Origin of the sequence: Phreatobacter sp. (assembly GCF_052440005.1) — a bacterium.
Taxonomy (GTDB): domain Bacteria; phylum Pseudomonadota; class Alphaproteobacteria; order Rhizobiales; family Phreatobacteraceae; genus Phreatobacter.
This window is the reverse complement of the sequence record NZ_JBQVQL010000051.1, coordinates 1-18,266: the sequence shown is the minus strand read 5'-3', so window position 1 is coordinate 18,266 and position 18,266 is coordinate 1. Positions and strand designations below refer to the sequence as shown.

19 protein-coding genes are annotated in these 18,266 nt (G+C 68.9%); 11 read left to right on the top strand and 8 right to left on the bottom strand.

Features of this window, described 5'->3' with window-relative positions:
- Positions 1 to 20: 20 nt before the first annotated feature.
- Together tldD and ACT6XY_RS13615 are read right to left on the bottom strand one after the other, a co-directional pair.
- Positions 21 to 1,436: a metalloprotease TldD gene (gene tldD, locus ACT6XY_RS13620; protein WP_444748866.1), complete on the bottom strand. Its 1,416-nt coding sequence runs from the start codon at positions 1,434 to 1,436 to the stop codon at positions 21 to 23.
- Positions 1,437 to 1,510: 74 nt separating this feature from the next.
- Positions 1,511 to 2,047: an invasion associated locus B family protein gene (locus tag ACT6XY_RS13615; RefSeq protein WP_444748865.1), complete on the bottom strand. Its 537-nt coding sequence runs from the start codon at positions 2,045 to 2,047 to the stop codon at positions 1,511 to 1,513.
- Positions 2,048 to 2,634: 587 nt separating this feature from the next.
- Here ACT6XY_RS13615 and coxB point away from each other — a divergent pair.
- The 8 genes from coxB to ACT6XY_RS13575 all read left to right on the top strand — a co-directional run bounded on the left by coxB (position 2,635) and on the right by ACT6XY_RS13575 (position 10,723).
- Positions 2,635 to 3,468 carry a cytochrome c oxidase subunit II gene (gene coxB, locus ACT6XY_RS13610; protein ID WP_444748883.1) on the top strand — a complete coding sequence of 278 codons (834 nt, stop codon included), beginning with the start codon at positions 2,635 to 2,637 and terminating at the stop codon, positions 3,466 to 3,468.
- Positions 3,469 to 3,512: 44 nt separating this feature from the next.
- The gene (gene ctaD, locus ACT6XY_RS13605) at positions 3,513 to 5,129 is read left to right on the top strand and encodes a cytochrome c oxidase subunit I (RefSeq protein ID WP_444748864.1); all 1,617 of its coding nucleotides are present in this window, start codon (positions 3,513 to 3,515) and stop codon (positions 5,127 to 5,129) included.
- Positions 5,130 to 5,215: 86 nt separating this feature from the next.
- Positions 5,216 to 6,148: a heme o synthase gene (locus ACT6XY_RS13600; RefSeq protein ID WP_444748863.1), complete on the top strand. Its 933-nt coding sequence runs from the start codon at positions 5,216 to 5,218 to the stop codon at positions 6,146 to 6,148.
- A 12-nt stretch (positions 6,149 to 6,160) separates the two neighbouring features.
- Positions 6,161 to 6,325 (top strand): CoxF protein, encoded by a 165-nt coding sequence (locus tag ACT6XY_RS13595; protein WP_444748862.1) that lies wholly within the window; start codon positions 6,161 to 6,163, stop codon positions 6,323 to 6,325.
- Positions 6,326 to 6,332: 7 nt separating this feature from the next.
- Positions 6,333 to 6,947, top strand: a complete 615-nt coding sequence (locus ACT6XY_RS13590) for a cytochrome c oxidase assembly protein (protein WP_444748861.1) — start codon at positions 6,333 to 6,335, stop codon at positions 6,945 to 6,947.
- 49 nt (positions 6,948 to 6,996) lie between these two features.
- Positions 6,997 to 7,875, top strand: coding sequence for a cytochrome c oxidase subunit 3 (locus ACT6XY_RS13585; protein WP_444748860.1), 879 nt, complete (start codon positions 6,997 to 6,999; stop codon positions 7,873 to 7,875).
- Positions 7,876 to 8,039: 164 nt separating this feature from the next.
- Entirely contained in the window at positions 8,040 to 9,380 is a 1,341-nt protein-coding gene (locus ACT6XY_RS13580; RefSeq protein ID WP_444748859.1) for a M16 family metallopeptidase, read from the top strand.
- Complete coding sequence (locus ACT6XY_RS13575; protein WP_444748858.1) at positions 9,380 to 10,723, top strand: M16 family metallopeptidase; 1,344 nt, start codon at positions 9,380 to 9,382, stop codon at positions 10,721 to 10,723. The genes ACT6XY_RS13580 and ACT6XY_RS13575 overlap by 1 nt, the downstream gene beginning before the upstream one ends.
- Positions 10,724 to 10,729: 6 nt before the next feature.
- Here ACT6XY_RS13575 and ACT6XY_RS13570 read toward each other — a convergent pair whose 3' ends face one another.
- Together ACT6XY_RS13570 and ACT6XY_RS13565 are read right to left on the bottom strand one after the other, a co-directional pair.
- Positions 10,730 to 11,530 carry an SURF1 family protein gene (locus ACT6XY_RS13570; RefSeq protein ID WP_444748857.1) on the bottom strand — a complete coding sequence of 267 codons (801 nt, stop codon included), beginning with the start codon at positions 11,528 to 11,530 and terminating at the stop codon, positions 10,730 to 10,732.
- Positions 11,531 to 11,551: 21 nt separating this feature from the next.
- Positions 11,552 to 11,923 carry a DUF983 domain-containing protein gene (locus ACT6XY_RS13565; RefSeq protein WP_444748856.1) on the bottom strand — a complete coding sequence of 124 codons (372 nt, stop codon included), beginning with the start codon at positions 11,921 to 11,923 and terminating at the stop codon, positions 11,552 to 11,554.
- Between the two features lie 242 nt (positions 11,924 to 12,165).
- Between ACT6XY_RS13565 and ACT6XY_RS13560 the strand changes: the two genes are divergently transcribed.
- Both ACT6XY_RS13560 and ACT6XY_RS13555 read left to right on the top strand, forming a co-directional pair.
- Positions 12,166 to 12,549, top strand: coding sequence for a response regulator (locus tag ACT6XY_RS13560; RefSeq protein ID WP_106746950.1), 384 nt, complete (start codon positions 12,166 to 12,168; stop codon positions 12,547 to 12,549).
- A gap of 112 nt (positions 12,550 to 12,661) precedes the next feature.
- Positions 12,662 to 13,333, top strand: a complete 672-nt coding sequence (locus tag ACT6XY_RS13555) for a protein phosphatase CheZ (RefSeq protein WP_444748855.1) — start codon at positions 12,662 to 12,664, stop codon at positions 13,331 to 13,333.
- Positions 13,334 to 13,355: 22 nt separating this feature from the next.
- Here ACT6XY_RS13555 and ACT6XY_RS13550 read toward each other — a convergent pair whose 3' ends face one another.
- From ACT6XY_RS13550 to purD, 4 genes are all read right to left on the bottom strand, one after another.
- Positions 13,356 to 14,246, bottom strand: coding sequence for a TIGR01459 family HAD-type hydrolase (locus ACT6XY_RS13550; protein ID WP_444748854.1), 891 nt, complete (start codon positions 14,244 to 14,246; stop codon positions 13,356 to 13,358).
- A gap of 63 nt (positions 14,247 to 14,309) precedes the next feature.
- Positions 14,310 to 15,221 (bottom strand): alpha/beta fold hydrolase, encoded by a 912-nt coding sequence (locus ACT6XY_RS13545; protein ID WP_444748853.1) that lies wholly within the window; start codon positions 15,219 to 15,221, stop codon positions 14,310 to 14,312.
- A 32-nt stretch (positions 15,222 to 15,253) separates the two neighbouring features.
- Positions 15,254 to 15,757 (bottom strand): hypothetical protein, encoded by a 504-nt coding sequence (locus tag ACT6XY_RS13540; protein ID WP_444748852.1) that lies wholly within the window; start codon positions 15,755 to 15,757, stop codon positions 15,254 to 15,256.
- 61 nt (positions 15,758 to 15,818) lie between these two features.
- Positions 15,819 to 17,111 carry a phosphoribosylamine--glycine ligase gene (purD, locus tag ACT6XY_RS13535; RefSeq protein ID WP_444748851.1) on the bottom strand — a complete coding sequence of 431 codons (1,293 nt, stop codon included), beginning with the start codon at positions 17,109 to 17,111 and terminating at the stop codon, positions 15,819 to 15,821.
- A gap of 116 nt (positions 17,112 to 17,227) precedes the next feature.
- Here purD and xseA point away from each other — a divergent pair.
- Positions 17,228 to 18,266, top strand: a 1,039-nt coding sequence (gene xseA / locus ACT6XY_RS13530) for an exodeoxyribonuclease VII large subunit (RefSeq protein ID WP_444748850.1), incomplete at its 3' end; no start/stop codon positions are given.

Below are 18,266 nucleotides of genomic sequence, written 5' to 3'. Positions count from 1 at the left end.
TGTGGAGCGGCAGCCCCGTCTCAGCCCGTGCCGCCCACCGTGATGCGCTCCATCTTCAGCGTCGGCTGGCCGACGCCCACCGGAACCCACTGGCCAGCCTTGCCGCAGGTGCCGATGCCGGTGTCGAGGCTCATGTCGTCGCCCACCATGGTGACCCGCTTCATGTCAGCGGGCCCCGAGCCGATCAGCATGGCGCCCTTCACCGGAGCGCCGACCCGGCCGTTCTCGATCCGGTAGGCCTCCGTGCACTCGAAGACGTACTTGCCGGAGGTGATGTCCACCTGGCCGCCGCCGAAGCTCACGGCGTAGAGTCCGTTCTTCACACTGGCGAGGATCTCGTCCTTCGTGTGGGCGCCGCCCAGCATGTAGGTGTTGGTCATGCGGGGCATCGGCGCATGGGCATAGCTCTCGCGCCGGCCGTTGCCGGTGGCGGCGACACCCATCAGCCGGGCGTTCTGCCGGTCCTGCATGTAGCCGACGAGCCGGCCGTCCTCGATCAGGACGGTGCGGTGCGAGGCCGTCCCCTCGTCGTCGAGGGAGATGGAGCCGCGGCGGTCGGCGATGGTTCCGTCGTCCACCACGGTGACGCCCTTGGCGGCCACCATCTCGCCCATCAGGCCGGCGAAGGCCGACTGGCCCTTGCGGTTGAAGTCGCCCTCGAGGCCGTGGCCCACCGCCTCGTGCAGCATGACGCCCGGCCAGCCGGGGCCGAGCACCACGTCCATCTCGCCGGCGGGGGAGGGAATGCTCTCGAGGTTCACCAGCGCCTGGCGGATGGCCTCGTCCGCGGCATGCTTCCAGCGCCCCTCGGTGATGAAACCGGCATAGCCGGCGCGGCCACCGAAGCCGTGGCTCCCGGCCTCCTGGCGGTCGCCGGAGCCGGCCACGACGGTGACGTTGAGACGGACCAGCGGGCGGACGTCGCGGAACAGCTCGCCATCGGGCCGGAGGATTTCGACCACCTGCCAGGAACCGGCGAGCGACACCGTCACCTGCCGCACCTTGGGGTCCTTCGCCCTGACATAGGCGTCGATGGTCTCGAGCAGCTTGACCTTCTCGGCGAAGGCCGGCGCGTCGAGCGGGTTCTCGTCGGCGTAGAGCCTGACGTTGGAGCGCACCGGGCCTGCCGCCAGCGTGCCGGCATAGCCGCCCGCCACCGCCCTGACGGTCTCCGCCGCGCGCTTCAGCGCCGGCTCCGACACGTCCGAGGAATGGGCGTAGCCGACCGCCTCGCCCTTGACCGACCTGAGGCCGAAGCCCTGGCCGTTGTCGGTGCCGGCCTGCTTCAGCCGCCCGTTGTCGAAGAGCAGCGACTCCGACTGCTTGTATTCGATGAACAGTTCGCCGTCGTCGGCGCCGGCGAGCGCATCGCCGAGGATGGCGCGCGCCCGGTCGGGATCGAGGTCGGCGCGGGCGAAGAGGGACAGGTCGGCCATGGCGGCTCCGGCGCGAGGAAACGGGGACTGTCCGGCTATCTAGTGCGCCGGGCGCCGCGGCGCGAGCCCGCCCGTCAGGGCAGGGCCTCGAAGCCCGGCTTGAAGCCGTTGAGCGACACCGGCACGCCGATTCCCTCCTCCGGCGTCTGGAAGATGATGAAGGTCGCGGTCTGGCCGGAGGAGAGCTGGTTCAGGAGGTTGTCGTCCATCACCACCTCGGCGACACAGCCGGACGGCAGGCAGCGCACGAAGCCGGCGCGGCCGACGTCCGCATTGTCAATCTTCAGGCCGAGGCCGGAGGGCAGCAGCACGCCGAGCGGGGCGAGGACGCGGAGCAGGCGGGCCCGGCCGTCGGCGGTTTTCAGCGCGATGACCGTCAGCGCGACGTTGGGCCTGTCCTCGGCGGCCACGTTCTGGACGAGGGCGCACTGTTCGGAGCGTGAGCCCGGCGGCGTGTCGCAGCGCACCTGCCAGTCGCCGTGGGTCGCGCGCACGGCGCCCTGGGCGAGGACCGCCCCGCCAGCCGCAACGAGGGCGAAGACCGCGAGTGCGGCGCCCGTCAGGCCGTGACGGAGGCGCTTGGCCATTCGCAGCGATGTCGGCTTGGTCATCCGTGGGGCTCCGAGCTCGGGGCACGATCAGGGGGCTCGCGTGGCCGGATCGGGCGACCCGGCGAACGAATCGCCGCCGGCGCGCAGCCGGTCCGACGAGACCGCGAGGGACCATTTGCTCGCAATGGTGTCAAGATTATGCGTGCGCGGCCTGTTTGCCATGCCGTTTTCAAGGGAGAGAACCGCCTTTCGGCCAATTCCAATGCGCCCCCCCGGAGTTTATAAGCCCTTCAAGCTGCAATCGGTCCCGGGGCTTGGAAAAGCTCTAAAGGGTCGCATTGCGAGCATGGCGTTTTTGTGTTTCAAGGGGCCGGCAAACCCTGAGCCGGCCGTTGAGAGACGCATTGATCGGAGATGCGTCCCCGGTCGTAAAGGCAAGGGCAGCCGAAAGCCCCGGCGTGCGGTCAACCGATCCGCCGGGACTGCGAGCGACAACAGAGACAGGGTCGATGTCCGGCGATTTTCGGCCCTTGGCTACGGAGCGGAAGAACATGGGTTTGGCGATGCGGAACGGCGCGCCGGCGGTCCTGGGCGGAAAGTTCGCCCTCGGAGCGCGCGCGTCGGGTGCCTTGGCGCTTCTGGCCGCAATGGCGGCCGTCGGGCCTGCAATGGCGCAACAAGGGCTCGGGCAACCGTCGCCGGGCGCCCTCGGCTTCCAAGAATCCGCCTCGCCGATCATGGACTTCGTGCAATGGTTCCATAACGGCCTGCTGCTGCCGATCATCACGGTGATCTGCATCTTCGTGGCCGGCCTGCTCGGCTGGTGCCTCTACCGCTTCTCCGAGAAGCGCAACCCGACGCCGTCGACCACCACCCACCACGTGGGCCTCGAGGTCGCCTGGACGGTCATCCCGGTGCTGATCCTGATCATCATCGCGATCCCCTCCTTCCGGCTGCTCTACCAGCAGCAGGTGATCCCGCGCGCCGACATGACCATCAAGGCGACGGGTGCCAGCTGGCGCTGGTCCTACGACTATCCCGACCACGGGAACTTCAACTTCGTGTCGAACATGCAGACCGACCAGGAGCGCCAGCAGCGCATCCAGGCCGGTGCCCCCGCCGGAGAGGTGCCGCGCCTGCTCGCCGTCGACAACGAGGTGGTCGTCCCGGTCAACAAGGTCATCCGCGTCCAGGTGACCTCCTCCGACGTCATGCACGCCTTCGCGGTGCCGGGCTTCGGCATCAAGGTCGACGCCGTGCCGGGCCGCCTGAACGAGACCTGGTTCCGCGCCACCCGCGAGGGCATCTTCTACGGCCAGTGCTCGGAGCTCTGCGGCAAGGACCACGCGTTCATGCCGATCGCCGTGCGCGTCGTGTCGGAACAGGCATTTGCAGCCTGGGTTGAGGAGGCGCGGCGCAAGTTCGCTGCGGCCGACCGGCCGACGACCGTCGCCGCCAACGACATCCCCGCGGCGCGCTGACGCGCCTGCTCCCGAGACGATACCTGTCGAGGATCGATTCCATCATGGCAAACGCTCACGCGACCGCCGGTCACGACCACCACGACGATCACGCCATTCCCACGGGCTGGCGCCGTTACGTCTATTCGACGAACCACAAGGACATCGGCACGATGTACCTGATCTTCGCGATCTTCGCGGGGCTCATCGGGTTCGCCCTGTCCATCGGCATCCGCATGGAGCTGATGGAGCCGGGGATGCAGATCTTCACCAATCCCCACACCTTCAACGTGTTCACCACCGGCCACGGCCTGATCATGATCTTCTTCATGGTCATGCCGGCGCTGATCGGCGGCTTCGCCAACTGGTTCGTGCCGATCATGATCGGCGCCCCGGACATGGCCTTCCCGCGGATGAACAACATCTCGTTCTGGCTGCTGCCGCCCGCCTTCGCCCTGCTGCTGATCTCGCTCTTCGTCGAGGGCCCGACCGGCGCCAACGGCTTCGGCGGCGGCTGGACCGCCTATCCGCCGCTGTCCTCCAAGCTCGGCCACCCCGGCCCGGCCATGGATTTCGCGATCCTGTCGCTGCACATCGCCGGCGCCTCGTCGATCCTCGGCGCGATCAACTTCATCACCACGATCTTCAACATGCGCGCTCCGGGCATGACGCTGCACAAGATGCCGCTCTTCGCCTGGTCGGTGCTGGTCACGGCCTTCCTGCTGCTGATGTCGCTGCCGGTCCTCGCCGGCGCCATCACCATGCTGCTGACGGACCGCAACTTCGGCACCACCTTCTTCGATCCGGCCGGCGGCGGTGACCCGATTCTCTACCAGCACCTGTTCTGGTTCTTCGGCCACCCCGAGGTCTACATCCTGATCCTGCCGGCCTTCGGCATCATCAGCCACATCGTCTCGACCTTCTCGCGCAAGCCCGTCTTCGGCTATCTCGGCATGGCCTACGCCATGGTCGCGATCGGCGTCGTCGGCTTCATCGTCTGGGCCCACCACATGTACACGGCGGGCCTGTCGGTCACGACCCAGGCCTATTTCGTCGCTGCCACCATGGTCATCGCGGTGCCGACCGGCGTGAAGATCTTCTCGTGGATCGCCACCATGTGGGGCGGCTCCATCCGCATGGCGACCCCGATGCTCTGGGCCGTCGGCTTCATCTTCCTCTTCACGGTCGGTGGCGTCACCGGCGTCGTCCTGGCCAATGCCGGCGTCGACCGCGCCCTGCACGACACCTACTACGTCGTCGCGCACTTCCACTACGTGCTGTCGCTCGGCGCCGTCTTCGCCATCTTCGCGGCCTGGTACTACTGGTTCCCGAAGATGTTCGGCTACATGTACTCCGAGACCATCGGCAAGCTGCACTTCTGGGTGACCTTCATCGGCGTCAACCTGGTGTTCTTCCCGCAGCACTTCCTCGGTCTGCAGGGCATGCCGCGCCGCTACGTCGACTATCCCGACGCCTTCGCGATGTGGAACTTCGTCTCCTCGATCGGCTCCTACATCGCCGCCGTCGGCGTGGTGATCTTCCTCGGCGGCGTCGCCCATGCCTTCGCGCGCAAGCAGAAGGTCGGCGACAATCCGTGGGGCGAGGGTGCCACCACCCTCGAGTGGACCCTGTCCTCGCCGCCGCCGTTCCACCAGTTCGAGCAGCTGCCGCGCATCCGCTGACGCGCCTCGCCGAAGCCCGGAGCCACGGCACCGGGCTTCGCCTCCATCCCGGGACGGATCCGTCCCGCCGCAACATCGAGACCGTCTTGTCCCTCGTCGACGACACTTCGAGCATCGAGCGCACCGCCCTGGTCAGCCAGGCGGAGCCGCGCGACTTCATCGCCCTGCTGAAGCCGCGGGTGATGTCGCTCGTCATCTTCACGGCGCTGACGGGCCTCGTCGTGGCACCGGGCGGTCTCCATCCGGTCCTCGCCGCCATCAGCCTGCTGTGCATCGCGGTCGGCGCGGGCGCGTCGGGTGCCCTGAACATGTGGTACGACGCCGACATCGACGCGCTCATGGCCCGCACGGCCAAGCGTCCGATCCCGGCTGGGCGCGTCGCGCCGGGCGAGGCGCTGGCCTTCGGCCTCGTTCTTTCGGTGCTGTCGGTGCTCGTCCTCGGCCTCGTCGCCAACTGGCTCGCCGCCGGTCTCCTCGCCTTCACGATCTTTTTCTACGCCGTCGTCTACACGATGTGGCTGAAGCGCTGGACGCCGCAGAACATCGTCATCGGCGGCGCCGCGGGTGCCTTCCCGCCGATGATCGGCTGGGCAGCCGTCACCGGCCAGGTCTCCGTCGAATCGATCGTCCTCTTCCTCATCATCTTCATCTGGACGCCCCCGCACTTCTGGGCCCTCGCACTCATCAAGTCCGAGGACTACGCGCGTGCCGGCGTTCCCATGCTTCCCGTGGTCTGCGGCGAGGACGAGACACGCCGCCAGATCCTGCTCTACACGCTGGTCCTCGCGCCGGTCGGCATGGCGCCCTGGTTCCTGTCGTTTGCGGGTCTCGCCTACGGGCTGACCTCTCTCGTCGGCGGACTGGGCATCCTCTGGCTCGCCGTCGACATCTACCGCCGCCGGGAAGGCGCACCGGCCCGCAAGGCTGCGGGCCGCATGTTCGCCTTCTCCATCCTCTATCTCTTCGCGCTCTTCGCCGTGCTCCTCGTCGAGCAGGGCGTCTTGGCCCGGATCTTCTGAGGAGGCTCGGCAATGGTCGATCACCCCACCGACGCCGGCATCGTCCTGACGCCCGAGGAGAAGCGCCGCCAGCGGCAGCGCAACCTTGCCATCGCCTTTGCGCTCGCCGGGCTGTGCGTGCTGTTCTGGGTCATCACGATCGTCAAGGGCGCCGCCATCCTGCAGCGGCCGATGTGAGGCGGAGATGAGCGACGCGCACCTCGAGACACCGACGCCCCGCGACTGGAAGCGCGACCTGAAGGTCGCTGCCGCCGCCTTCACGTTCGGTCTCGCCATGTTCGGCGCCGCCTATGCCGCCGTGCCGCTCTACGACCTGTTCTGCAGGGTCACCGGCTTCGGCGGCACCACCATGCGCGCCGAGCGCCCGGCCGACCGCGTGATCGACCATCCGGTCGACATCCGCTTCGATTCCAACATCGGCACCGGCCTGCCCTGGCGCTTCCAGGTCGACACCACCCGCCATTCCATCAAGGCGGGCGAGACCCATACGATGACCTACAAGGTCACCAATCTCGCCTCCGTTCCCGTCACCGGCATGGCCACCTACAACGTGGCCCCTGCCGAGACCGGACGCTACTTCAACAAGCTCGAGTGCTTCTGCTTCACCGAGCAGACGCTCGCCCCCGGCGAATCGCGCGAGTTCACCGTCGTCTATTTCGTCGATCCGGCGATCGCCGAGGACCCCTCGGCGCGCACCGCCAACACCATCACCCTGAGCTATACCTTCTATCGCCAGAACCAGACGCCGAAGCCCGTCGCCCAGGGCGCCGCGCCGACGGCTGGTTCGCGGACCAACTGACAGACCGACGCGACGGGGAACCGTCGCGGAGAGCCATACGGAGACTTCAATGGCCGAGGCCCACGCCAAACAGCACGACTACCACCTGGTGCCACTCAGCCCCTGGCCGTTCGTCGGCTCGATGTCGGCCTTCGTCATGGCCGTGGGCGCCGTCATGTGGATGAAGTCCATGGCGCTGGCCGGCCTGCAGCTCGGCTGGGTCGTCTTCTTCGCCGGCCTCATCGGCGTCCTCTACACCATGTTCGGCTGGTGGTCGGACGTGATCCGCGAGGGCCAGGAAGGCCACCACACCCGCGTCGTGTCGCTGCACCTGCGCTACGGCATGATCATGTTCATCGCCTCCGAGGTGATGTTCTTCGTGGCGTGGTTCTGGGCCTATTTCGACGCCGCCTTCTTCCCCGGCGAGGCGATCCAGTACCAGCGCACGGAGCTCACCGGCGGTCACTGGCCGCCGAAGGGCATCGAGACCTTCAACCCGCTGCAGATCCCGCTCCTCGGCACCATGGTGCTGCTGCTCTCGGGCACCACCGTCACCGCCGCCCACCACCACATCGTGACGGGGGACCGCGAGCAGGCGAAGATGTACCTCTGGTTCACCGTCGTCCTCGGCTTCCTCTTCACCTGCCTGCAGATCTACGAGTACACGCACGCCCACTTCGGCTTCTCGGGCAACATCTACGGCGCGACCTTCTTCATGGCGACCGGCTTCCACGGCTTCCACGTCGTCGTCGGCACCATCTTCCTGCTGGTCTGCGTGCTGCGCCTCTACAAGGAGACGCACCTGACGCCGGAGAAGCACTTCGGCTTCGAGGCCGCCGCCTGGTACTGGCACTTCGTCGACGTGGTCTGGCTGTTCCTCTTCGCCGCGATCTACGTCTGGGGCTACGACTGGTCGGGCCGCGCGATGGCCGGTGTGGTCGGCCACTGAGGGCTTCCCGCCTTCGAAGGTTGAAAGGGCGGCCTCGGCCGCCCTTTTCTTTTCGCGGCTCCGCCGCGGTCACGGGCTTGTCATGTGGCCCCCGGGAATGATCCATGGCTCAATGCGCCGGGTTCCGCGGCGATGATGGTGGTGCGATGCCGATGACACGACGCATGTTCACGAGCGGCCTCGGCGCCCTGGCGGCGCCGGCGCTGCTGCCCTCCACCGCCTTCGCGGTTCCGGTCGAGCGCGCCTATCGTCACGTCCTCGCCAACGGGCTCGAGGTGGTCGCCATTCCAGACCACCGCGTGCCGGTCGTCACCCACATGCTCTGGTACAGGGTCGGCTCGGCGGACGAGGAGCCGGGCCGCTCCGGCCTCGCCCACTTTCTCGAGCACCTCCTGTTCAAGGGCACGGCGCGCAACCCGGCGCCGGTCTTCTCCCGCGCCATCTCCGCCGCCGGCGGGCAGGAGAACGCCTTCACCTCCTACGACTACACCGGCTATTTCCAGCGCATCGCCCGCGAGCAGCTGCCGGTGATGATGGATTTCGAGGCCGACCGTATGACCGGCCTCGTCCTCACCGACGAGGTCGTGCTGCCCGAACGCGACGTGGTGCTGGAGGAGCGCCGCCAGCGCATCGACAATGACCCGGGCGCCCGCCTCGGCGAGCGCATGCAGGCCCGGCTCTGGGGCGAGTCCCACCCCTACGGCATTCCGATCATCGGCTTCGAACAGGAGATCGCCAAGCTCGACCTTGACGACGCCATGGCCTTCTACCGCCGCCACTACGCGCCGAACAACGCCATCCTGGTCGTTGCCGGCGACGTCGCGCCCGACGCGGTGTTCCGCATGGCCGCCGAGACCTACGGCCGCCTCGATTCGAACCCGGCCATCGTCGCCCGCAGCAGGCCGCCTGCCGCGGGCCGCGAGACCCGCGAGCGCGTCCGCCTCGCCGACCAGCGCGTCCGCCAGCCGAGCCTCACCCACACGATCGTCGTGCCCTCCTACCGCACGGCGCGCCCCGGAGAGGCGGAGGCGCTCGAGGTTCTCTCACAGGTGGTGGGCGCGTCGCCGAGCGGCCGCATCTACAAGACGCTGGTGGCCGACCGGGGCCTCGCGGTCAGCGCCGGCTGCTTCTACGCGAGCTCCGCCCTCGGCGACGGCCGCTTCGGCATCCATGCGGCGCCCCGCCCAGGCGTCACCATCGAGGCGCTCGAGGCGGCGATGTTCGAGGTCGCGGCGCGCGTCGCCGGCGACGGCGTGGGCCAGGACGAGGTCGCCCGCGCCAAGACACGCCTCATCGCCGAGTCGGTCTATTCGCAGGACAGCCAGGCCTCCATGGCCCGCATGTATGGAGGAGCCCTCACCTGCGGCGCCTCCATGGATGACCTGCAGCAATGGGTCGAGCGCATCCGCGCCGTCACCCGCGACCAGATCAACGCCATGGCGCCGCGTGCCTTCGACTTCTCGCGCGCCGTCACCGGCGAACTCGTTCGTGCGGAGCGCAGCTGATGCGCCGCGCCCTCCTTTTCATCGCCGCCGGATTCCTGACGATGGCCCATGCCCTGACCCCGACCGCCCCGGCCCTCGCCGAGGCTCCCGCAAGCCAGGCGGGACGGGTCCAGCGCGTCGTCTCGCCGGGCGGCATCGAGGCCTGGCTGGTGCGCCAGACCCACCTGCCGGTTCTCGCCCTGTCCTTCGCCTTCAAGGGCGGCACGGCCCAGGACGCCCAGGGGCGCGAGGGCACCGCCAATCTTCTCGCCGCGCTCCTCGACGAGGGCGCCGGGGATCTCGATTCGGAAGCCTTCAACGGCCGCCTGCAGGATCGCGCCATCGAGGTGAGCTTCGCCGCGAGCCGCGACCTGTTCTCAGGCTCGCTCCGCACCCTCACCGAACACCGCGCCGAGGCGGTGGACCTTCTCCACCTCGCCCTGACCCGCCCGCGCCTCGACGCCGCGCCGCTGGAGCGCATGCGCCAGTCGATCCTCGCCTCCGTCAGGCGAGCCTCCACCAATCCCAATTCGATCGCCAGCGACACCTTCTGGGCCACTGCCTTTCCCGGCCACCCCTACGGTCGGCGCGGGGCGGGGACGCTCGACAGCGTCGCCGCCATCACCCGCGACGACCTCAAGGCGCTCCACGGCCGCATCTTTGCCCGCGACAGTCTGAAGGTCGCCGTGGTCGGCGACATCACCGCGGCCGAACTCGGCCCCCTGCTCGACCGCATCTTCGGCGACCTTCCTGCGAAGGGCGACCTCGCACCCGTTCCCGATGCTGTCATCGCCGGCACCGGCGAGCGGCGCGTCGTCCCGCTGGACGTTCCGCAGGCCATCATCTCCTTCGGCCTGCCGGGCCTGAAGCGCGAGGACCCGGACTTCATCCCCGCCTTCGTGCTCAACCACGTTCTCGGCGGCGGTGGCTTCTCCTCCCGCCTCTACCAGGAGGTCCGCGAGAAGCGCGGTCTCGCCTATTCGGTCTCCTCGGGCCTCGCCGCCCTGGACGCCACCGGCCTCGTCACCGGCGGCACCTCGACGCGCAACGACCGCGCCGCCGAGAGCCTTGCGGTCATCACCGGCGAACTGCAGCGCATCGGCGCGGAGGGTCCGACCGCCCTCGAGCTCGAGCAGGCCAAGCGCTATCTCATCGGCTCCTGGGCCCTGCGCTTCGAGACCTCGACCCAGATCGCCTCCAACCTGATCCGCATCCAGCTCGACGGTCTCCAGCCCGACTATCTCGACCAGCGCAACGCGCTGATCGAGGCGGTGACGCTCGACGACGCCCGCCGCGTGGCGCAGCGCCTGTTCGCGGACCCGAAGATGCTGGTCGTGGTCGTCGGCAAGCCCGAGGGGATGTGACGGCGCTCAGCGCCGCCTGAGCCGCTGATAGGCATAGGCGCCGAACACCCCGACGAGCGTCAGGGCGAGGCCGAACCACGTCAGCGCATATTCGAAGTGCCGGTTGGCGAAGACGAGCCGCGTCTCGCCGCCGACCGGCAGGCCGCCGGGAACGGGCGTCGCGTCGGCATCGACCGAGAAGGGGGCCGTGGCTGCCGGGTCGAGGCCGAGGCTGCGGCCGATGGCCGTGACGTCGCGGGTGTAGAAGGTCCGCCGCGCCGGATCGTCTGGCGCCGCGAACAGACCGCGCTCCTCGGGATAGCGGACGAGCCCGGTGACGCTCACCTCGCCCGTCACCTGGCCCGCGGAACGGGTCGCGGGGTCGCGCCGTTCGGTCGGCACGAAGCCGCGGTTGACCAGCACCGTGTCCCCCGCCGCCGTCACCAGTGGCGTCAGCACGAAATAGCCCTGCCCCTGGGGGCGCGACCGGTCGGCCTGCCGGCTGTCGCCGGCGACGTGGTAGAGATAGGCCTCGGCGTCGTGGCGGAAGCGCCCGGTCACCGTCACCTTGCGATAGTCATCCCGTGCGGGAGTCATGCGCGGCCAGCCCTCGCGGCCGGGAAGCGGGATCGCGGGCGCCCGCGTGCGCTGTTCCACCTGCGCGACGAGCCCGTTCTTCCAGGCGAGGCGCGACATCTGCCAGGACCCCAGCCCGACGAGGATGCCGAGCGCCAGCAGCGCGGCGATGGCCGGCACGACGAGCGAGCGCGGCCGCGCCAGCGGAGGCGGCGAGGCGATGGGAGCGGGGTGGCCGGGCGTCGGGGTCATGCCCCGCAGATAGGCCCTGGGTCACTCGCTGTCGAGGCGGCCTTCGCGCGCACCGTGGCGATATTGCAGGGCCACCATGAGCCCCTTCATCGGCCGCAGGAGCCCCAGGCACACGGCGAGCACCAGCGGGCCGAAGATGACGGCGTGAACCCAGAATGGCGGCTCGTAGCGGACCTCCACCACCAGCGCCATGGCGCAGATGAGGAATCCGGCAAAGAGGATGACGAAGACGGCGGGGCCGTCGCCGGAATCGGCGAAGGCGAGGTCGAGCCCGCAGGCGCTGCAACGGGGCTTCACCGTCAGGAAGCCGTCGAACAGATGTCCCTCGCCACAGCGCGGGCAACGGCCGCGCAGGCCCGTCGAGACGGGGGACTGCTCCTGGTAATAGGTCATGGACGTCTCCGGGACGGCCGCACCCGCCGGGTGCCGCCACCGTCGAACCATTTTCTAACCCTGTCGGGAGGTGGATGCCACCCGGCCATGTTGCTTCGGCTTTTTCCCGATGCCCCAGACGCTGTGTTAACCGCTTCTTCAAGGCTGACAGGCATTTTCATACCGATCGCCGCGACGCGTGCGGTTCGAACAACTTTCCGGAACGGTGCGCCAAGAGTTGCGCCGGCGCTTGGAGCAGTGTGATGGCTGTTGACCTTTCGATGCCGATCCTCGTGGTCGACGATTACAACACGATGATCCGCATCATCCGTAACCTTCTGAAGCAGCTCGGCTTCGACGACATCGACGACGCGTCGGACGGCTCCGCCGCCCTCGCCAAGATGAAGGAGAAGAAGTACGGGCTGGTGATCTCCGACTGGAACATGGAGCCGATGACCGGCTACGAGCTCCTGAAGGAGGTCCGTTCCGACGGCTCGCTCTCGCGCACGCCCTTCATCATGGTCACGGCGGAATCGAAGACCGAGAACGTCATCGCCGCCAAGAAGGCCGGCGTGAACAACTACATCGTGAAGCCCTTCAACGCCCAGACGCTGAAGGCCAAGATCGACGCGGTCTTCGCCGACTGATCGGCCTGAACTCCGACCTCCCGGATGCGGCCGGCCCGAGGGCCGGCCTGCGGGAGGCATTGATACCGACCGGACTCACGCCGCCGCTGAGCTCCCCGAGGAACAGGCGACCATGAAAAAAGTGTCCACCGAGCATCTCGACCGCATCGTCCAGTTCATCCGGACGAAGGGCAACGGCGACGTTTCGCTCGGCGACGTGGTCGCCCTGGCCGAGGTGACCGTCGAGTCGCTGTCCAGCTTCTTCCGCTCCATCGACATGGCGGTCTATCGCGAGCTGTCGGACATCGCCTCGTTCATCACCAACATGAAGGTCGAGGTCGGCCGCCTGCAGCCGAACGATCTCAAGCACAGCCGCATTCCGGCCGCCGGCATGGAGCTCGACGCCATCGTCAAGGCGACCGAGAAAGCGACCGACACCATCATGGGCGCCGCCGAGGAACTGATGGCGGCCGACGCCTCCGACCCCGTCGCCTACAAGGCCATGGTCGACGAGCGCATGATGCTCATCTTCGAGGCCTGCTCCTTCCAGGACATCACCGGCCAGCGTGTCGCCAAGGTCATCGACACGCTCAAGCACATCGAGGCCCGCGTCACCCGCTTCGCCGATGCGATCAGCGCCGCCGATGCCGACGGCTACCTGTCGGAAGACGAGCGCCGCCGCGAGGAGCGCAAGCTGAAGAACATCCTGCACGGGCCGCAGCTCGACGGCGAGGGTGTCGACCAGAACGACGTCGACGCGCTCTTCGCCAAGCCCGCCAAGAAGGGCGCCAAGAGCGAGGCCTGAGGCCCGCTCACCGGCCCGGCCTCTACCAGACGAGCTTGCGCATGACGTGACGGGGCCGCTGCCCCGTCTCCGCGATCAGCGCCGCGAGCCCCTCGGCCTTGACCCCACCCTCATCCAGCAACACCTCGGCGTGGATGCCTTCCGCGAGGAACAGGCAGTCGTAGCCCATGCGGACCGCACCGGCGACGTCGGTGCGCATCGCGTCGCCGATGGCCAGGACCCGGCTGCGGTCGGGGCGATGTCCCAGGATGCGCTCCGCATAGCCCCAGCAGGCCTCGTAGGCGGGCTCGTAGGGCTTGCCGGCATAGAGCACCTCGCCGCCCATGGACTGGTAGCGGTCGCCGATCGCGCCGGCGCAGAAGATGAGGTCGTGGCCGACCTCGACCACCTTGTCCGGATTGCCGCACAGGAAGAACAGGTCGCGCGCCTTCATGCGCTGCAGACGCTCCTGATAGTCGTCCGGCGTCTCGGTGCGGTCGTCGACGAGGCCGGTGCAGACGACGTAGTCCGCTTCCTCGATGCCGACGAGACGGGTGTCGATGCCCTCGAAGACCACGAGGTCACGCTGCGGGCCGACATGGTGCACCGGCGCCCCCGGCCGGGTGCGCATGTAGTCGCGTGACACGTCGCCCGAGGTGACGATGGCGTCATAGGCGGCGCGCGGAACGCCGAGCCGGTCGAGCTGGCCGACCACCACGGGGGCCTGGCGCGGCGCGTTGGTGATGAGGATCACCGGCACCCCGCGCCGCCGCATCGCCACCAGCGCCTCGCAGGCGGCAGGGTGGGCCTTCATCCCGTTGTGCAGCACGCCCCAGACGTCCGAGAAGACGAGGTCGTAGCCCTCCGCGATGGCGGATAGACCGTCGATGACGGCGGTTGGCGACGGGGATGGGGCGGCGAGAACGTCGGTCATGCCAGCGGGGTTAAGGGGCGGCGGCCCGGGGGTCAAGCACGCCGCCTCAGGAGCGCGACCGTCTCATGCGAGCGTCGTCGCCCTGAGGAACGGCAGGAGGGCCGCGAGGCAGCCCCCCGGGTTTTCCTCCGGGATGAAGTGACCGGAATCGACCGCCGCGCCCGTGGCCTTCGGCGCGAAGACCTTCCAGGCCTCCAGCGGGCTCGCCCCGGCTGACGGGATGCCGGCATCGCCCCACACGACATGGACGGGCTCGGCGATCGTCCGCCCCTCCGTCCGGTCGGTCACGTCGGCGACGAGGTCGACGGTGGCACCGGCCCGATAGTCCTCGCAGCAGGCATGGATGCGCGAGGGATCGTTGAAGAAGTCGCGGTAGTGCTGCAGCGCCCGGTTGTCATAGGCGTCGAGCGTGCCCGTCTTCGTCCAGAGCGACAGCTTCTCCTCGAGATAGGCGGTGGGATTGCGGCCGATCTCCGCCTCCGGCACGCCGTCCGGCCCGGACAGGAAGATCCAGTGCTCGGTCTTCGGCGAAGGGGCGGCGCGGATGCGCTCCCACATGACCACCGTCGGCACGATGTCGAGGAGAGCGAGGCGCTCCAGCCGTCCGGGATGGTCCAGCGCCAGGCGGTAGGTGACGCGGGCGCCGCGATCATGGCCGCAGGCCATGAAACGGGCATGGCCGAGGGCGGACATCACCTCGATCATCACCTTCGCCATGTCGGACTTGGCATAGGGGAAATGGTCGGTCCCGCCGCGCGGCGCCGTCGACCAGCCGTAGCCCGGCAGGTCCGGCAGGACGAGGGTGAAGTGCTTCGCCAGTTCCGGGGCGATCCGATGCCACTCCACATGGGTCTGCGGAAAGCCGTGGACCAGCAGCAGAGGCGGCCCCGAACCGCCGGACCGCGCGAAGATCTGGCCGATCGAGGTGTCGATCCAGTGCGATTCGAAGCCGGGGAAGAGATCGTAGGTGGCCATGGCGTTCTTTCTCCTGGACGAGCCGACGAGCGTCAGGCGACCGCTCCCGCACTCACAACGCCCCGGGCGAGTAACTGGCGGATCGCGGTGACGAAAATGTCGAGAGCATCCGGCGTCAGGGTGATCGGGTTCTCGGCGGTCGCGACCGGCACGTCGATCTCGATCGAACCCGCCCGGCGCGAGAGATTCACGTCGATGGTGGCGCCGCTGAGCTGGAGATCGTCGATAGCGAAGGCCTGGCCGGTCCAGAGAGAGCGGAAGGGCATCTTGTCGGCGGGAATGGCCTCGCCGGAATCCTGGATATGGCGCAGCAGCCCGTCGATCCCGTCTGCCAGCGCCTCAACGCGCGCGCGGGCCACCCGCTTGCCGCGGCCATCGACGAAAAACACACCCGTTTCGTCCTGACGGAGCTGAAAGTCGAAGTCGGGACTGATGCGCGGATCGATGTCCCGGATGCTGGCGATCACGCGGCCGCCGGCCCCACCCGGCCGGACCGCGTCCCAGATCAGCCCCATCGTCTTCTTGATCCGCTGCACGCGTGTCCCCGGGCCGGTTGTGGGTCGCCCGGCTTCACGCTAACGGGGCCGCGCTCCCGGCTCAATCCCGCCCGGGCGTGGCGCGTTCCCGCGCCACTGCCTGCCAGCCGATGTCCCGGCGGCAGAATCCGCCCGGCCAGTCGATGAGGTCCACCGCCCGGTAGGCCTTCTCCTGGGCCTCCGACACGGTTCGCCCCGTGGCGGTGACGGCGAGAACGCGGCCGCCGTTCGCCACGACGCTTCCGTCCTTCAGCGCCGTGCCGGCATGGAAGACCTCGACGCCCGGCAGCTCCCGCGCCCGTTCGATGCCGCGGATGAGGCTGCCCTTCTCCGGCGTGCCGGGATAGCCCTTCTCCGCCATCACCACGGTGAGCGCCGCCTCGTCGTACCAGCGCGCGCTCATCGTCTTCAGCTGGCCGTCGGCGGCGGCGAGGAGCAGCGTCAGGAGGTCGTCCTTCAGCCGCATCATCAGCACCTCGCATTCGGGGTCGCCGAATCGGCAGTTGTATTCGATCAGCTTCGGTCCCGCGTCGGTGATCATCAGTCCGGCGAACAGCACCCCCTTGAACGCATGCCCCTTGGCCTTCATCGCCGCGAGCGTCGGGCGGATGATCTCGGCCATGGTGCGCTCGACCAGGGCCGGCGTCATGACCGGGGCCGGCGAATAGGCACCCATGCCGCCGGTATTGGGGCCGGTGTCGCCGTCGCCCACCCGTTTGTGGTCCTGCGCGGTGGCGAGGGCCAGCGCGTTGTCTCCGTCGCAGAGGGCGAAGAAGGAGGCCTCCTCGCCGGTCATGAACTCCTCGACCACGACCGAGGCGCCGGCGGCACCCATGCCGCCCTCGAACATCATGTCGACGGCTCCGAGCGCCTCGTCCAGCGTCATGGCGACAACGACGCCCTTGCCGGCGGCGAGACCATCCGCCTTGATCACGATCGGCGCGCCCATGCGGCGCACATAGTCCCTTGCCGGCGCGGCTTCCGTGAATCGCTCGTAGGCGGCGGTCGGAATGGCAAACTCCCGGCAGAGGTCCTTGGTGAAGCCCTTGGAGCCCTCGAGCTGGGCGGCGGCCTTCGACGGGCCGAAGACCTTGATGCCGGCCGCCGCGAGGTCGTCGGCGATGCCCGCCACCAGCGGCGCCTCCGGGCCGACCACCACGAAGGTGATGGCATGGATCCGGCAATAGGCGATGACGGCGGCGTGGTCGGTGACGTCGATCGTCGCGAGTGTCGCGACCTCGGCGATGCCGGGATTGCCGGGCGCGCAGTGGAGGTTGGTGAGCAGCGGGCTCGCCGACAGGGCCCAGGCGAGGGCATGTTCGCGGCCGCCGCCGCCGATCAGAAGCACGTTCATGGCCGTCTCCGCCGGGGGAACGGCGCCCTGCGTCCGTCTGATGCAGTCCGCCCCTTCAACCCTCGTCCCGCAGCGTCTAGACAAGAGCGCCCCGTCCGGCAACGGATTCGCTGCGCATGACCGATGTCGCCCCGTCCAACACGCCCGAGATTTCCGTCTCGGACCTCTCCGCCGCCATCAAGCGGACGGTGGAGGACGCCTTCGGCTATGTGCGGCTGCGCGGCGAGGTCTCCGGTTTCAAGGGGCCGAGCGCCTCGGGCCATTGCTACTTCCGCCTGAAGGACGAGGGCGCCGCCATCGAGGCGGTGATCTGGAAGGGGACCTACGGGCGGCTGAAGTTCAAGCCGCAGGAGGGGCTGGAGGTCATCGCCACCGGCCGCGTCACCACCTTCCCGGGCTCGTCCAAGTACCAGGTGGTCATCGAAAGCCTGGAGCCCGCCGGTGTTGGTGCGCTCATGGCGCTCCTGGAGGAGCGCCGCAAGAAGCTCGCCGCCGAAGGCCTGTTCGATGCGGCGCGCAAGCGGCCCTTGCCCTACCTGCCGGAGGTCATCGGCGTCGTCACCTCGCCGACCGGCGCCGTCATCCGCGACATCCTCCATCGCCTCGAGGACCGTTTCCCGCGTACCGTCCTCGTCTGGCCGGTGCGCGTGCAGGGCGAGGGGAGCGCCGCGGAAGTCGCGGCTGCCATCCGCGGCTTCAACGCCATCGGCCCCGACGACGACCTGCCGCGTCCCGACGTCATCATCGTCGCACGCGGCGGCGGCTCGCTCGAGGACCTCTGGGGCTTCAATGAGGAGATCGTCGTCCGCGCCGCGGCCGAGAGCGCCATCCCGCTCATCTCGGCGGTCGGCCACGAGACCGATACCACGCTTATCGACTTCGCCGCCGACCGCCGTGCCCCCACCCCCACCGCCGCAGCCGAGATGGCGGTGCCGGTGCGCGCCGACCTCGTCGCCGAGACCCTCGGCCTCGGCCGCCGCCTCGGCCTCGCGATCGCCCGCGGCATGGAGGGACGGCGCACCGAACTCCGGGCAGCCGCCCGCGCACTGCCCGATGCCGAGCGGCTTCTGGCCACCGCCCGCCAGCGCCTCGACACTGCCGGCGAGCGACTGCCCAATGCGCTCGCCGCCAATGCGAGCGCGCACCGCACGCGGC